This window comes from Salimicrobium salexigens (assembly GCF_900156705.1).
GTDB lineage: Bacteria > Bacillota > Bacilli > Bacillales > Halobacillaceae > Salimicrobium > Salimicrobium album.
This window is the reverse complement of the sequence record NZ_FTOK01000004.1, coordinates 170,318-185,877: the sequence shown is the minus strand read 5'-3', so window position 1 is coordinate 185,877 and position 15,560 is coordinate 170,318. Positions and strand designations below refer to the sequence as shown.

Below are 15,560 nucleotides of genomic sequence, written 5' to 3'. Positions count from 1 at the left end.
GATATTACCTCCTTATATATTGATTCATCCGTTTAAGCTTCTTCGGACTCCTCTACCCCCTGCTCCATCGCTTTCCAGGAGAGGGTGGCACATTTGATACGGGCCGGAAACTGGGAAACTCCCTGAAGCGCCTCGATATCTTCCAGTGCGAATTGTTCCGGGTCGACGTCTTCTCCCTGCATCATAGCGGAGAAAAGTTTCGACATTTCAAGAGCTTCTTCGACTGTTTTCCCTTTTACTGCCTCTGTCATCATGGAGGCGGAGGAAAGGCTGATAGAGCAGCCTTCTCCGTCGAATTTAGCTTCGTTCACCACTCCATCTTCAAGCTGAAGCTGAAGCTGGATTCTGTCTCCGCATGTAGGGTTATTCATATCGATCGCCATGTGCTCGCCTTCGATAGACCCTTTATTGCGGGGATTTTTGTAGTGATCCATGATAACCTGGCGATAAAGTGTGTCTAAGTTATTAAATGACATCGCCAAAATACTCCTTTGTTTTCTGAAGTCCTTCCACAAAGCGGTCAATCTCATCCGTCGTGTTATACAAATAGAAACTGGCTCTGGCTGTTGCATTTACACCGAGCCACTTCATGAGCGGCTGGGCACAGTGGTGTCCGGCTCTTACGGCTATCCCTTCCGTATCAAGAACGGTAGCCAGATCGTGCGGGTGGACGCCATCGACGTTGAAAGTGACAAGTCCTGCCCGTTCTCTCGGACCATAGACAGTCACTCCGTCCATGTCGTCCATCTTCTGAAGCGCATAGCTGATGAGCTCCTCTTCGTGCTTCTCGATTTCTTCCATACCGACGCTTTCGAGATAATCGATTGCAGCACCGAGTCCTATCGCTCCGGCTATGATCGGCGTACCTCCTTCGAACTTCCACGGAAGTTCTTTCCACGTGGAATCGTACAGGCTGACGAAATCGATCATTTCTCCGCCGAATTCTACCGGTTCCATGTTATCGAGCAAATCTTTCTTACCATACAATACCCCTATTCCCGTCGGTCCACACATCTTGTGGGCCGAGAAGGCATAGAAATCACAGTCCAGATCCTGCACATCGATTTTGATGTGAGGAGCACTCTGAGCACCGTCCACGACTATTACTGCATTCTTCTCGTGAGCCGCCGCTGCGATTTCTTTGATCGGGTTGATGGTACCGAGAACGTTTGAAACATGGGAGACAGCGACTATTTTGGTTCTGTCGCTGATCGTATCCCTCACATCGCTCATGGAAAGCGTGCCGTCCTCCTGCATCGGAATGTATTTAAGTGTTGCGTTTTTGCGCTTTGCAAGCTGCTGCCATGGTATCAGGTTACTGTGGTGTTCCATTTCCGTAATGACAATCTCATCACCAGGTTCCACGTTATCCACGCCGTAGCTCTGGGCTACCGTGTTGATCCCCGTTGTCGTACCACGATTAAAAACAATTTCCTTCGTATTGGATGCATTTATGAAGGAGCGGACTTTCTCGCGTGCTCCTTCATATTCATCCGTAGCGACCGCCCCCAGTGTATGCACTCCGCGGTGAACGTTCGAGTTGTACCGCTTATAGTAGTCATCAATTTTATCGATGACAGACTTCGGAGTCTGGGAGGTCGCAGATGAATCGAGGTATACAAGAGGATGACCGTTTACCTCCTGATGAAGAATCGGAAATGCCTCACGTACCGCCAATACATCCATTAATTCACTTTCCTTTCGATAACCTGACGGAGCTGATTTTTCACAGCCTCTACCGGAAGCTGGTTAACGACCGGTGCCAGGAATCCGTGAATGATCAGGCGCTCCGCTTCTCTCTTCGGAATACCGCGGCTCATCATGTAGTAAAGCTGAACCGGGTCCACACGTCCGACAGAAGCTGCGTGACCTGCTGTTACATCGTCTTCATCGATAAGAAGAATCGGGTTAGCATCCCCACGGGCATCCTTACTGAGCATAAGAACACGGGACTCCTGTTCCGCATTCGCTTTCGTTGCACCGTGGTCGATTTTGCCGATGCCGTTGAAGATACCGGAAGACTTGTCCTTCATAACTCCGTGCTGAAGAATGAAGCCGTCCGATTCTTTACCGAAGTGACGGATATTCGTCGTAAAGTTCTGCTTTTGCTCTCCACGTCCGACGACAACCATCTTCGCATCGCCTTCCGAGTTATCACCGACGAGATGCGTGATATTCTCGGCCGCGGTGTTCCCTTCGTTCATCTGACCGATCGCCCATTCGATACGGGCATCTCTGCCTGCAATACCGCGGCGGTTCGAGTAGACGGTCGTACCTGCTGCGAAGTTGTCGACAGCACCGAAGGAAACTTTCGCGTTATCTTTTGCGATGACTTCCGTAATGATATTAGCTGACGTCTGAGCTTCCGTGTTATTGGAAATGTAGTTTTCCACGTAAGTGACGGAACTGTTCTCTTCTGCTACGACGAGGATGTGGTTGATAAGAGATGCGCGCTCATCCTCCTGCCAGAAGATTGCCTGAAGCGGCTCTTCGATATGCACGTTTTTCGGAACGTAAAGGAAGATACCGCTGTTCATAAGAGCTGCATGCAGAGCACTGAGACGGTGTTCATCTACAGCTACCGCTTCTGTCATGTAATACTCTTTCACGAGTTCTGAATGATCGCGGAGTGCAGTGAAAATGTCCGTGAAAATCACGCCTTTGTCCTGCAGTTCCTGGTTAAGAGAAGAGTATGCAGCCGTGTGGTTGCGCTGAATGAGAAGGTTCTCCGTTTCTTTCTCCTGATCGAGGAAATTCTGGATTTCCGGTGGAAGATTTTCGAGCGAGTCGATGTTCGTTCCTTCCACGTCATGAGAGAAATCGGTGAAGTTCCATTTCTCTATATTAGTTTTATCAGGCTTCGGCATCGGAAGATTCTCCGATTTTTCAAGAGCCGCCAGACGAAGCTCTTTCATCCATGCCGGTTCGTTATGCTTGTTCGAATATTCTGTGACGTATTGCTTGTCGTATGGCATTGATACTTCTACAGCCATGAGATCCCTCCTAACCTTCGATTATTTAGAGCCGATTGTTTCGTCTTCGATTCCAAGTTCTTCCTTGATCCAGTCGTACCCTTCTTCCTCGAGACGCTGAGCAAGTTCAGGTCCGCCGGTTTTCACAATGCGTCCCTGCATCATTACGTGCACTTTATCAGGAGTGATGTAGTTGAGAAGACGCTGATAGTGAGTGATGATCAGGCAGCCGAAGGAGTCGTCACGCATCTCGTTGATGCCTTTTGCTACGACTTTAAGAGCGTCGATATCGAGACCGGAGTCGATTTCATCCAGAATGGCGATAGACGGCTCGATGTTCATAAGCTGAAGGATTTCGTTACGTTTCTTCTCTCCGCCGGAGAAACCTTCGTTAAGGTAACGCTGAGCCATATTCTTATCGATGTCGAGTGTATCCATCTTCGCATCCATCTGTTTGATGAATTTCATCAGGGAAATCTCGTCGCCTTCTTCACGGCGGGAGTTGATCGCCGAACGAAGGAAGTCGGAGTTCGTCACACCGCTGATTTCACTTGGGTACTGCATAGCAAGGAACAGACCCGCCTGGGCACGTTCGTCCACTTCCATCTCGAGAACGTTTTCCCCGTCGAGCAGAATTTCACCTTGGGTAACTTCGTATTTAGGGTGACCCATCACTGCTGAAGCCAGTGTGGATTTACCGGTTCCGTTCGGTCCCATTACCGCGTGGAATTCTCCACCTTTTAGAGTTAAATTTAGACCTTTCAGAATTTCCAAACCTTCAATTTCAACATGAAGATCTTTGATTTCGAGTGTTGAGCCTGCCATGTATAATACCTCCTGTGTATTGTGATCAATTATTGGGTGTATGGTCGGTTGATTTAAAACCATTCTCAATTTATTCTCATTATAATCTTAAATCATTTCAAAGCTGATATCAACTTTTTTCGTCCTTTCCATTTCCCGTTTGCACCATCTCCTATTATAACAAAAACTTAAGGAATAGCTAAAGTTATCTATTACATTAATCTTTTGATATTCAATTTGGAGACAGGGGCGTCTGCTGAGATGAAGTGTGCGAGAGTGCCATGCGTGCCTGCAGGAAAAAACCGCCCGGAGAGAAGACTGATCCTTCTCTACGGGCGGTTCCTTTATACTTATACATTATCTGTGCAGCTGTCTTTCCATTTCCGAGTGTATTTTCTTACTTTCTTCATACTCCCGGCTCCGTTTCTTCTCTACCTGAATCTGGGTTTCCAACTTTCTGCCGTATTCCGCAAAGCAAATGTCGTGTGCCTGGAACATTCCTTTTTCCATTTCACTCGTATAAGTTAAACCCAAACAGTCGCTGATAATTAATCAATCCTTTCAGAGTTTTTACAACTATAAGAATAGCACAAAGAAGAAATCAGACAAAAGCGCAAATCTTATGATTATTCAGCATTTTCGTATAGATATACTCTCTGAGAATAAATCAGGAAAGGCATGCCTATAATTCGTCCTTTTCTCTTCTTTATACTCTTCTGTTGTTATATGGGGGTGATTCCCCGCACTCGGAAAATTAAACACATTTTTTTGAATATCCTTCTCCTATTCCGGATGCCGGGAACCTCAGAAGTTCTGAAACTTCGCGCCTCCTTCTTCCGTATATGCGTTATACGCAATTTACAACGGGAGGGAACGTACATGGTATTTGGCTTTTCCGGAATCATCATACTGGTCATCATCTATTTCTCAATTAAAATCAGTAATTTAGAAAATCGGGTGGAAGGGCTGCATTATAAACTTGATACAATCAAAGCACAGACAAACGTTTCCGGCTACCCGGTCGATGAAGAACTGCTGGAATTACTCGGGCAGGGAGAGGAAATAAAAGCTGTCAAAAAAGCACGGCAGGCTTTCGGACTTTCTCTCGTCGAAGGAAAGCGCTATGTAGATAATTTGAAAACGGACAATAGCTGAAGCAAAAAAAGGAAGCACTCCCCACTCAAGTCAGGGGAAGTGCTTCCTTTTCATTTTTCGCTGTCACTGCCGTCTACAGGCACGACCGCACCATCATACTGCTCTTTCATGAAGGATTGGATTTCATCGGAGCGAAGTACTTCCACCAGGGTGTTCAATGCTTCGCTGTCCTTATCTTCACTTTTCGCTGCGATTACGTTTACGTAAGGAGAGTCGGAACCTTCGAGAAGAAGGGCGTCTTCACTCGGGTTAAGGTCCGCCTGGATCGCGTAGTTCGTGTTGATGGCGACAAGCGCATTCTCTTCTCTCTCGTAGTTTTCAGGTAGAAGGGCTGCATCGATCCCTGCGTCGAACTCAAGATTTTTAGGGTTCTCGACGACGTCTTCCAGTTTAGCGTTCACCGGATCCACGTCCGGGTCGATTTTCACCAGGCCTTCTTTCTCGAGAAGGGAAAGGATACGCCCATGGTCTGCGACAGAGCGGCTCATAAGCACCGTCGTTCCATCCTCCACATCTTCGATACTTTCGATTCCTTTGGAGTAGATACCCATCGGCTCGATGTGGATACCTCCAAGGTTGGCGAAATCATAGCCGTTCTCTTCCATTTGCGTATTCAGGTAAGGAATATGCTGAAAATAGTTTGCGTCGATCTCCCCTTCAGACAGATCACGGTTCGGGAGGACGTAATCCTGATATTCTTCGATATTCAGCGTAATGCCCTTTTCTTCCATAAGCGGCTGTGCTTCTTTCAACACTTCTGCGTGCGGAACACTGGTGGCGCCGACGGATATTTCGGATGTTTCTTTATCCGATCCTTCCGAATCACCGGAATCTGAGCTGTCCGATCCACATGCTGCGAGCAGGGAAACAAGGGCTATAGTGGCTAACGTGAGTAGAAATTTTTTCATGGTACTCTCTCCTTTTTTAAAACGTAGTTTTATCTTTTGTCCAGTTTTCTGGAAGCGAAGTCTCCGATGAACTGGAAAACGAATACGATAATGACGATAAGCACGGTACATACGAATACGACATCAAAACTGTTCCTCTGGAACCCGTAAAAGTAAGCGAAGTCCCCGAGACCTCCGGCGCCGATCACTCCCGCTACAGCTGTATAGCTGATCAGAGCGATGGCCGTTACTGTAAGTCCGGATATCAAAGCCGGAGTCGATTCCGGCAGAAGAACTTTGAAAATGATTGTACGGTATTTGGCTCCCATCGCTTTGGCCGCTTCGATTACACCTTTATCCACTTCTTTAAGTGCTATTTCAACGAGACGGGCATAGAAAGGCGCACCTCCGATAATGAGTGCCGGCAGTGCTGCTGAAGGCCCGCGTATCGTCCCGACGAAAAAATCGGTGAACGGGAACAGAAGCAGGATGAGAATAATGAACGGGATAGCCCGGAAGACGTTGACGAAAGCTGCGGTAATCCAGTTCGCTATTTTATTCTGCCAGATGCCTCCCGGGCCTGTTAAATAAAGCAGCAGACCGAGAAGCAGGCCGAATATGAACGTTCCGAGAACGGAGAAGAACGTCATAAACAGCGTCTCGTTCGTCGCGGTAATCATGTCGTCAACCTGAACGTTAGGAAACAATTGTTCAAACATCAAGGGCCACCTCCACTTCTACAGACGTTTCTCTTACATACGTCAGAGCCCGTTCAATTTCTTCTTTTTCTCCTTCGAGATGCACGATCAATGTACCATATGCACCCTTCTGGGTCTGGGTGATCTTCCCGTGGAGCACGTTCACATCCACCTGGAACTTCCGGGACACTTCACTGATCAGTGCCTGATGCGTACGTTCTCCGACGAAATGAAACTGGGCCACTTCCCCGAGAGGGTATTCCTCTTTAATAAGAGAAAGAGAAGATTCCCGGTCAGGGTCTCCCATCACCTGGTCGACGAAACGTTTCGTCACTTTCTGTTTCGGTCTTAAAAATACGTCCAGTACGTCACCTTCTTCCACAATTTTTCCGTCTTCCATTACAGCCACACGGTGGCAGATTTTACGGATGACGTGCATTTCGTGAGTAATGAGCACGATGGTAAGTCCGAGTTTCGCATTGATATCGACGAGCAAATCAAGAATGGAGTCGGTCGTTTCCGGATCGAGAGCGGAGGTCGCCTCATCACATAAAAGGACTTTCGGGCGATTTGCGAGTGCTCTGGCGATACCGACACGCTGTTTTTGACCCCCGCTCAACTGGGAAGGGTACGAGGTCCCGCGGCCGCCGAGACCAACGAGCTCCACCAGTTCGTCCACACGTTCCTTTCTTTCCTCCTTCGGTACTCCCGCAATTTCGAGTGGAAAAGCGATATTATCTTCCACTGTACGGGACCACAGCAGGTTGAAGTGCTGGAAGATCATTCCCATGTCCTGGCGGGCCAGACGGAGATCTCCTTTTGACAGTGAAGAAATCTCCCTGTCGTCTATATTGATCGTTCCGCCACTCGGGTCTTCGAGACGGTTCAGCAGGCGGATGAAAGTACTTTTTCCGGCCCCGCTGTATCCGATGACGCCGAAAATTTCACCGGAGTCGATCGTCGCCTCGAGGTCACTGACCGCGTGTACATCCTGATCCTTCGTTCGGAACACTTTTGACAGACCTTTAATCGAAATCATTGTTTTTCCTCCTGCGTCTGTAAGAGTCGCTGTCTCTTACGGTTTTAGCAAATAAAAAAACCCCTCTGCCTGAAAGAACAGAAAGGTTGGTATTTAAAAATCAATTCTGTTCTCTCATCTATCAGAACCGATTGTTCTGTAGGATTTGGCACCATTTTAAACAGAATGTTTAACGGTTGCCGGGCTTCATAGGGCCAGTCCCTCCACCTCTCTTGATAAGAGAATTTCATTTATTCAATTTATAGAGCGATACGGAAGATTTTAGCACTGTACCGGGCTGGTGTCAATAAACTTCAATAAAAAGCGTGTATATGTTACGATTTTTGCAAACTTGCTATTGAAGAAAGGATCCGATACTTATGAAAGCACCCGTATTCACATTACCATACCTTACCGGAGAAGGCACTTATACACTTCCGGAAACTCCGGGGAAAGTCACCATTCTTACTTTCTGGGCCTCCTGGTGCCCGGATTCCGGTGCAGATATGCCGAAAAAAGAGCAGCTTTTCGATTCGCTCCATACGGACGACGTGGAAATGATTACCATCAACGTTGCCGGCCGGGAAGGAAAGAGGGAAGATGCCGTAAAGTATAAAGAGAAATTTTTGACACAGCCGACGCTTGAGGATAATGGAACGAAAGTGTATGACCTCTACGGCTGCACCGGTGTTCCTACCACCGTCATCATCTCATCCGAAGGGGAAATCGTTCATCAGTTCGGCGACGACGCTTCCTTTATGGACATTATGAAAGCCGTCGGAGAAACGGTGGAATAGTGGAGATTTCTTTTGCGTGACTTTCGGACGCCATATCCGGCCCCGAAGGTCACGTTTCTCTCTGTTTCCTTCCCTTCAGCACATCCTTCCCTCTCTGAAGGGAACGATTCGGCGTAAATCGTTCCTTTCAGGCCCCCGTGGCGCTTCCGAAAGGAACGATTCTCCCGTCCGCGTTCACAAAAGCACCAGCTCCCGGGATGATGAGCTGGTGCTTCGCTATATTTTCTCTTTTTCTTTCATCAGATTGAAAATTTTCGTCACCGATTCGAACGCATACACTTTCTCTTCCACTTTCCCGTCTTTCCATACGAGCAGACAGGGTACGCTTGATACCTGTTCCTCCTGCATGAAGTCCGGGAAGAGGCTCGCGTTCATTTCATAGAAGACATCTTCTTCTCTCATCTTCTCGATGATATCAAGCATTTCCCTTGCCAGGTGGCACGTTCCGCAAAAGGGACTGTAAATGAATACGTACCCTCTTCCTACTTCCGGCAGTGTTTCCCTTACATTCACTTCTTTCATTGTTGCCTCCTTACATCATGTAGACAGGTTTGATCCGGAACCGGTACCCCGCAAGCATCCGTGCGAGTTCCGGTTCCGGCGTAGCAGCTACTTCCCGGTACGTTTTGCTTGTGTACAGATGTACAGCGTGAGGAAGTTCTTCCCTGAACTGTTCCCGGAGTCTGTAGCCCGAGTAGTCTTCATCGACGAGTATATAAACGTTGCGGTGATCCAGATCGTACTCATAAATCAGCTCATCCAGACGCTCCAGGCCGAGTGTTCCATACGTGCAGATGATTTCAAGAGGCTGCGCCAGCATCTTCTTAATATGCTTTTTGTCCGTAATCCCCTCAACGATTAAAATAGGTTCATTCATCCCGCTTACCCCTTTATACAGAAACAGACCATGCGGATCCATGGTCTGTCGAAGTTAATAAGTTCTATTCATCTTCGGAAATCATAGCTTCGTACTCATCCGCACTCATCAGATCATCCAGTCCGGACTTCCCGGAAGGCTCGACTACGATCATCCACGCTTTATCGTAAGGAGATTCGTTTACTAGTTCCGGGCTGTCCTCGAGTTCATCGTTCACTTCAACGACTTTCCCGCTGACGGGAGCATAAAGTTCGGATACCGTCTTCACGGATTCCACACTTCCGAACGGCTCATCCACTTCCACTTCATCACCGACTTCCGGAAGCTCGGCGAACACGACGTCACCGAGTTCGGACTGGGCGAACTCTGTAATACCGATGCGAAGGTTATCCCCTTCTTCTTTTACCCATTCATGTTCTTTTGAATAACGAAATTCTTTTGGCAGTTCCATTATTGACCCCTCCTTCAAAAATTACAGCCAGTTGGCTTCGTACTCCGCTTCTTTGAACCCTGCGGTCACGCGACTTCCATCCGTAGCTAGCGGCCGCTTGATCAGCATGCCGTCGGAAGCCAGTATCTCCGCCTGTTCTTCAAGCGTCATGTCCCCTACTTTGTCTTTCAGTCCAAGCTCACGGTACTTCTTCCCGCTGGAATTGAAGAAACGTTTCGAAGGAAGATCGCTGTTTTTCATCATCTGCAGCAGCATTTCCTTCGAAGGTGGAGTTTCCACGAGATTCACAGCTTTATAATCCACATCGTTCTCATCAAGCCATCTTTTCGCGTTGCGGCACGTGCCGCACTTCGGATACCAGTAAAAGGTAAGCATGACTTCTCCCCCATTCCTAACAAAACAATATCACATTTATCCTACCACAACCGCTCTTTGTTGAAAAACAAAAGGCTGTCCCCCGGCAGAGGACAGCCTTTTTCGAAATTACACGAAGTATTTTCCGGCTTTTTCAAGACCGACGGAAATTTCACGTTTTTTCTTGATAACATTCACCGGGTTATGACGCGTCAGCTTCCGGAGAGCTCCGAGCATCATGCGGAGATCGTCGCCCTCTTCCGCTGCGATAAGTGTTTCTTTCGCGTGCGCTTCGATACGATTGAACGCTTCCTGAACGTACACTTCCGTATATAGAAGTTTCTGGCTGTGTTTTTCGGCTCCGTCTTTGTCGACAGCTTTCTTCGTACGGAGAATGGCAGATTCCATATTGAAAATTTCACCCGTAATGTCTGCCAGGTTCACAAGTACTTCCTGTTCCTGATCCAGTTTCTCTCCATATTTCTGAGCAGCAAGTCCGGAAGCCAGCAGAGCGATCTTCTTCGCATTCTTCAGCAGGTAGAATTCCTGTTCAAGCGGAGCGTCTCCCGGTTCTTCAGGCATCATCGTCATGATTTCTTCCTGAAGTTTCTTAGCTTTTTCAAAAATCGGCAGTTCGCCTTTCATCGCTTTTTTGACGAGGTTGCCGGGAACGATCATACGGTTGATTTCGTTCGTTCCTTCGAAAATACGGTTGATACGGGAATCCCGGTACATACGTTCCACTTCGTATTCCTGCATGAAACCGTATCCGCCGTGGATCTGTACCGCTTCGTCCACTGCGAAGTCAAGCAGTTCCGAACCGAACACCTTCGTAAGAGAACATTCGATGGCGTACTCGGCGATGACGTTGGCGACAGCTTTTCCGTCATTCAGTTCTTCCTCGGAAAGCCGTCCCATACTTTGTTCAAACAGCCCGACGGTACGGTAGACGGCGCTTTCGTTCGCGTACGTGTTCGCTGCGACGGACGCCACTTTTTCCTTGATAAGCGGGAAGCTCATAATCGGAGTATCGAACTGTTTCCGTTCCTGAGCGTAGTTGACGGAAAGTTCGATGGCTCTCTTCGCACTTCCGACACTTCCGATCGCCAGCTTGTAACGGCCGACGTTCAGGATATTGAAAGCGATGATGTGCCCTCTGCCGATTTCACCGAGAACGTTCTCGACAGGCACTTCGGCGTCTTCAAGGATAAGGGTACGGGTGGAGGACCCTTTGATCCCCATCTTCTTCTCCTCAGGACCAGTGGATACGCCCGGGTGCTCTCTTTCTACGATGAAAGCCGTGAATTTCTCTCCGTCAATTTTTGCGTAGACGATGAATACGTCCGCGAACGCGGAGTTCGTAATCCACTGCTTCTCTCCGTTCAGTACGTAGTGAGTACCGGCCTCATTCAGTTTGGCTGTCGTTTTGGCTCCCCGGGCATCAGACCCTGAACCCGGTTCAGTCAGGGCATACGCAGCCAGCAGTTCACCTGTCGCCAGTTTCGGCAGATATTTCTTCTTCTGATCACTGTTTCCGAAGAAGACGATCGGCAGAGAACCGATTCCGACGTGTGCTCCGTGGGTCAAAGAGAAACCACCGGCGCGGGCAAATTTCTCCGTAATAAGGGAAGAACTGATCTTGTCCAGCTGTACCCCGCCATACTCTTCCGGTACGTCCGCACCGAGCAATCCGAGTTCTCCCGCTTTCTTCATAAGCTCGAGGGAGTGTTCGAATTCGTGGTTCTCGATTTTATCCACTTTCGGAAGAACGTCTCCCGTGATGAAGTCTTCCGTCGTTTTGGCAATCATTTTATGTTCTTCGGTAAAATCTTCCGGGGTGATGATATCTTCCGCTTCCACATCTTCCACCAGAAAACTTCCGCCTTTGATCATATCTTTAACATCACTCATATTTATTCCTCCTCAGGATAATAGTTCGAATACTCCGGCAGCGCCCATTCCGCCGCCGATACACATCGTTACAACGCCGTATTTTTCGTTGCGGCGTTTCATCTCATGAATAAGTGACAGCGTCAGCTTCGTTCCTGTACAGCCGAGCGGGTGTCCAAGAGCGATCGCTCCTCCATTCACGTTCACTTTCTCCTCATCAAGTCCGAGTTCACGGATGACCCGAAGTGACTGGGAAGCAAAGGCTTCGTTCAGTTCGAACAGACCGATGTCTTCCAGGGAAAGGCCTGCCATTTTCAAAGCTTTCGGCACCGCTTCAATCGGTCCTACTCCCATAATCTCCGGTTCCACACCGGCCACTGCGAAAGAGTGGAACTTGGCGAGCGGCTGCAGGCCTTCCTTCTCGGCTTTCTCCCGGTCCATGACGAGCACCGAAGCTGCTCCGTCGCTCATCTGGGACGAATTTCCTGCTGTAACCGATCCCTTTACGTGGAAAGCAGGCTTCAGTTTGGCAAGTGTTTCTGTCGTCGTACCGTGACGTACCCCTTCATCCCGCTCGAGCGTACGCGTCACTTTCCTGGTCGTGTTATCCGGCCCCGGGACATTTTCGGTCACTTCGACAGGAACGATTTCCTCGTCGAACTTCCCTTCTTCCAGAGCTTTAGCCGCTCTCTCGTGACTTCTGGCCGCAAAAGCATCCTGATCTTCCCGGGAGATGTTGAAGCGGTTCGCCACTTCCTCTGCCGTGTGTCCCATCGACATATAGTACTCAGGAGCGTTCTCCACAAGCTCCACGTTCGGCTTGATGACGTGTCCTCCCATAGGGATCAGACTCATCGATTCCGCGCCTCCGGCAATCGCAGCTTCCGAATGTCCGAGCATAATCTTCTCGGCGGCATTGGCTATACTCTGAAGTCCGGATGAACAGTATCGGTTGATTGTAATCGTCGGAACGGAGTGGTGCAGACCCGCAAGAGCCCCGATACTCCGTGCCATATTCATCCCCTGCTCGGCCTCAGGCATCGCGCACCCGATGATGACATCATCAATAGGACCGTCGTAGTTATTTGCTCTTCTTAGCGTTTCCCTGATTGTCAGCGCCGCAAGATCGTCCGGGCGACTGCTTGCAAGCGTGCCTTTCTTCGCTTTACCGACCGGCGTACGTGCACCGGCCACAATTACTGCTTCTCTCACAACTTTCTCCCCCTTTAGTTACGAAGTGGTTTCCCTTTAAGTAACATGTGCTGCATTCTCTGCTGTGTTTTCGCTTCACCGATCAGACTGAGGAAAGCTTCCCTTTCGAGATCCAGAAGATACTGCTCATCCACTTTCGATCCTTCCTTCACACGTCCTCCGGCCAATACGAATGCAAGTTTTTCGGCGATTTTCAGATCGTGATCCGAAGCGAAGCCGCCGTAGTGCATTTCTTTCGCACCAAGAAGCATCGTGGCAAACCCTGATTCACCGGTTACCGGAACAGGTTTACGTTTCGGTGCCTGGTATCCGGCCCGGGCAAGCCCGAGTACTTTCTGCTTCGCATCGTGAAGCAGGTGATCCTGATTGAAAGAGATCGCATCCATCTGATCGAGGAATCCGTTTTGACGTGCTTCCTCGGCGGAAGTCGACGTTTTAGCGGTAGCGATTTTCTGGAATACGCTATTGGAAACCTTTTGAAGGTCAAAGTCTACACTTTCCGGCATATTGTTCAGATGCTTCAGATAAAGTTCTTTGTTTCCGCCTCCGCCCGGGATGAGTCCGACACCCGGTTCCACGAGTCCCATATACGTCTCACTCGAAGCCTGGATCGCAGCAGCCGGCAGGCATACTTCCGCTCCTCCGCCGAGCGCCATTCCGAATGGAGCGGCAACGACAGGCTTGTCGGAGTACTTGATGCGCATCATCGCCTGCTGGAACTGTTTGACGACGAGTTCGATTTCGAAGAAGTTCTGGTCCTGTGCTTCCATAAGCATCATGCCGAGGTTCGCACCGACGCAGAAATTATTTCCCTGGTTTCCGATGACGAGTCCTTCGAAGTCCTCATCGACGATATCGACCGCTTTATTGATCATCTGGATGACGTCCATACCGATGGCATTGCTTTGGGAGTGGAATTCAAGTCCGGCGACTCCGTCTCCGAGATCGATGACGCTCGCTCCGGCATTTTTCGCAAGTACTTCCTTCGTTTCCTTCAGCAGGCGCAGATTAATATCTTTGGCGTTGAATCCCTGTTGCTTATAATCACCTTTATGATAATAGTAAACGTTTCCATTTTCTTTTTTATAAAAAGATTCATTTCCGTTCTTCAGCATGTCGTCTATCCACTCGGGAACGGTTTCTCCTTCTTCCTTCATCCGTTCCACGGACTTTTGTACCCCGATGGCATCCCACATCTCAAACGGACCGAGGTCCCAGCCGAATCCCCAGCGCATCGCTTCATCGATGGAGACGATATCATCCGCAATTTCTCCTGTAAGTTCTGCGGAGTAGAGGAGGACGGGTTTTACGATAGACCAGACAAAATCTCCCGCCTGATCTCCTTTAGCTTTGACGAGAGAGGCCAGTTTCCGTTTCGGTCCCTTTTCCTGTCCCGCAGCTTCGACAGCTTTCGTTTTCAGCTTCCCGCGTTTTTCATACTCCATCGTCTCCGGGTTCAGCTGAAGGATTTCGGAGCCTTCTTCACTCTTCTTCTTCAGAAAGAATCCCTGGCCGGCTTTTTGACCGATCCATCCCTTTTCATTCATGTCCTGCATAAATTCCGGTACTTTGAAAACCTCTTTCTCCTGACCCTTGACCTGATCGTGGACGTTATTTGCCACGTGGATGAATGTATCGAGCCCTACAACGTCAAGCGTCCGGAATGTAGCGCTTTTCGGCCGCCCGATCATCGGTCCGGTCACGGAATCCACTTCTCCGACGCTCAGGTTCTGCTCCAGCATCTCTCTTACCGTCACTAACAGGCCGTATGTTCCGATGCGGTTGGCGATAAAATTCGGAGTATCTTTCGCCTCTACGACCCCTTTTCCTAGTGTATCCTCCCCGAACTTCTTCATGAATTCAAGGACGTCCTTATCCGTGCTCGAAGTCGGAATCACCTCGAGCAGTTTCAGATAGCGGGGCGGATTGAAAAAGTGAGTGCCGAGGAAGTGTTTCTTCATATCCTCGCTGCAGTCTTCGGACATAGCTTCAATGGAGATTCCGGACGTATTGGAACTTACGATGGAACCTGCTTTTCTGTATTTATCCACTTCCCGGAATACGGATTTCTTTATATCGAGGTTCTCAACAACCACTTCGATGATCCAGTCCACTTCCGAGAGTTTGTCCATATCATCCGTCATGTTACCTGCTTCTATAAGGTGGAGATTCTCTTTTGATGTTAGTGGTGCGGGCTTCTGCTTTTTGAGCCCTTCCTTCCCGGACATCGCTACCCGGTTTCTTACCTGTCTGTCTTCCATAGTAAGACCCTGTTTCTTTTCTTTATCCGTTACATCTTTCGGTGCGATATCGAGCATAAGCACCGGTATACCGACGTTAGCCAAATGTGCGGCTATTCCCGCTCCCATCACTCCGGAACCGAGAACTGCGGCACGCCTGATTTTTCGAGTCATTACAAATCCCCCTTGCGTTCTTTGAATGAAT

General features: G+C 48.9%; 17 protein-coding genes and 1 riboswitch. Of the genes, 2 read left to right on the top strand and 15 right to left on the bottom strand.

Annotation, left to right across the window (positions count from 1 at the left end; genetic code table 11):
- Positions 1 to 32: 32 nt before the first annotated feature.
- From sufU to BW931_RS13615, 5 genes are all read right to left on the bottom strand, one after another.
- Entirely contained in the window at positions 33 to 476 is a 444-nt protein-coding gene (gene sufU, locus BW931_RS06535; protein WP_008587219.1) for a Fe-S cluster assembly sulfur transfer protein SufU, read from the bottom strand.
- On the bottom strand, positions 466 to 1,686 hold the full coding sequence (locus BW931_RS06530) for a cysteine desulfurase (protein ID WP_076570960.1): 1,221 nt from the start codon (positions 1,684 to 1,686) through the stop codon (positions 466 to 468). The genes sufU and BW931_RS06530 overlap by 11 nt, the downstream gene beginning before the upstream one ends.
- Complete coding sequence (gene sufD, locus BW931_RS06525) at positions 1,686 to 2,993, bottom strand: Fe-S cluster assembly protein SufD (protein ID WP_076570958.1); 1,308 nt, start codon at positions 2,991 to 2,993, stop codon at positions 1,686 to 1,688. The genes BW931_RS06530 and sufD overlap by 1 nt, the downstream gene beginning before the upstream one ends.
- Before the next feature lie 21 nt (positions 2,994 to 3,014).
- Entirely contained in the window at positions 3,015 to 3,797 is a 783-nt protein-coding gene (sufC, locus tag BW931_RS06520) for a Fe-S cluster assembly ATPase SufC (RefSeq protein WP_008587212.1), read from the bottom strand.
- A 336-nt stretch (positions 3,798 to 4,133) separates the two neighbouring features.
- Entirely contained in the window at positions 4,134 to 4,310 is a 177-nt protein-coding gene (locus BW931_RS13615; RefSeq protein WP_200802038.1) for a YuzK family famiily protein, read from the bottom strand.
- A 345-nt stretch (positions 4,311 to 4,655) separates the two neighbouring features.
- Here BW931_RS13615 and BW931_RS06515 point away from each other — a divergent pair, with 345 nt between their 5' ends.
- Entirely contained in the window at positions 4,656 to 4,931 is a 276-nt protein-coding gene (locus tag BW931_RS06515) for a hypothetical protein (protein ID WP_008587207.1), read from the top strand.
- Between the two features lie 50 nt (positions 4,932 to 4,981).
- Here the strand turns inward: BW931_RS06515 and BW931_RS06510 are convergent, their stop codons facing one another.
- From BW931_RS06510 to BW931_RS06500, 3 genes are read right to left on the bottom strand one after another with little or no spacing between them, the layout of a single operon-like run.
- Complete coding sequence (locus BW931_RS06510) at positions 4,982 to 5,839, bottom strand: MetQ/NlpA family ABC transporter substrate-binding protein (RefSeq protein WP_008587205.1); 858 nt, start codon at positions 5,837 to 5,839, stop codon at positions 4,982 to 4,984.
- A gap of 29 nt (positions 5,840 to 5,868) precedes the next feature.
- Positions 5,869 to 6,537 (bottom strand): methionine ABC transporter permease, encoded by a 669-nt coding sequence (locus BW931_RS06505; protein WP_008587203.1) that lies wholly within the window; start codon positions 6,535 to 6,537, stop codon positions 5,869 to 5,871.
- A complete protein-coding gene (locus BW931_RS06500; protein ID WP_076570956.1) occupies positions 6,530 to 7,555 on the bottom strand; it encodes a methionine ABC transporter ATP-binding protein in 1,026 nt (341 codons plus the stop codon). The genes BW931_RS06505 and BW931_RS06500 overlap by 8 nt, the downstream gene beginning before the upstream one ends.
- 111 nt (positions 7,556 to 7,666) lie before the next feature.
- Positions 7,667 to 7,777, bottom strand: a riboswitch (SAM riboswitch).
- 137 nt (positions 7,778 to 7,914) lie between these two features.
- Between BW931_RS06500 and BW931_RS06495 the strand changes: the two genes are divergently transcribed.
- Entirely contained in the window at positions 7,915 to 8,331 is a 417-nt protein-coding gene (locus tag BW931_RS06495; protein ID WP_008587200.1) for a TlpA family protein disulfide reductase, read from the top strand.
- A 216-nt stretch (positions 8,332 to 8,547) separates the two neighbouring features.
- Here BW931_RS06495 and BW931_RS06490 read toward each other — a convergent pair whose 3' ends face one another.
- From BW931_RS06490 to BW931_RS06460, 7 genes are all read right to left on the bottom strand, one after another.
- Complete coding sequence (locus BW931_RS06490; RefSeq protein WP_076570954.1) at positions 8,548 to 8,853, bottom strand: thioredoxin family protein; 306 nt, start codon at positions 8,851 to 8,853, stop codon at positions 8,548 to 8,550.
- A 10-nt stretch (positions 8,854 to 8,863) separates the two neighbouring features.
- Positions 8,864 to 9,250 (bottom strand): toprim domain-containing protein, encoded by a 387-nt coding sequence (locus BW931_RS06485; protein ID WP_234972592.1) that lies wholly within the window; start codon positions 9,248 to 9,250, stop codon positions 8,864 to 8,866.
- Between the two features lie 22 nt (positions 9,251 to 9,272).
- The gene (gcvH, locus tag BW931_RS06480; RefSeq protein ID WP_008587193.1) at positions 9,273 to 9,659 is read right to left on the bottom strand and encodes a glycine cleavage system protein GcvH; all 387 of its coding nucleotides are present in this window, start codon (positions 9,657 to 9,659) and stop codon (positions 9,273 to 9,275) included.
- Positions 9,660 to 9,680: 21 nt separating this feature from the next.
- Positions 9,681 to 10,034 (bottom strand): arsenate reductase family protein, encoded by a 354-nt coding sequence (locus BW931_RS06475; protein ID WP_076570952.1) that lies wholly within the window; start codon positions 10,032 to 10,034, stop codon positions 9,681 to 9,683.
- 108 nt (positions 10,035 to 10,142) lie between these two features.
- Entirely contained in the window at positions 10,143 to 11,924 is a 1,782-nt protein-coding gene (locus tag BW931_RS06470) for an acyl-CoA dehydrogenase family protein (protein ID WP_008587188.1), read from the bottom strand.
- A 12-nt stretch (positions 11,925 to 11,936) separates the two neighbouring features.
- A complete protein-coding gene (locus BW931_RS06465; protein ID WP_076570950.1) occupies positions 11,937 to 13,115 on the bottom strand; it encodes an acetyl-CoA C-acetyltransferase in 1,179 nt (392 codons plus the stop codon).
- Positions 13,116 to 13,129: 14 nt separating this feature from the next.
- On the bottom strand, positions 13,130 to 15,529 hold the full coding sequence (locus tag BW931_RS06460) for a 3-hydroxyacyl-CoA dehydrogenase/enoyl-CoA hydratase family protein (RefSeq protein WP_076570948.1): 2,400 nt from the start codon (positions 15,527 to 15,529) through the stop codon (positions 13,130 to 13,132).
- Between the last annotated feature and the right edge of the window lie 31 nt (positions 15,530 to 15,560).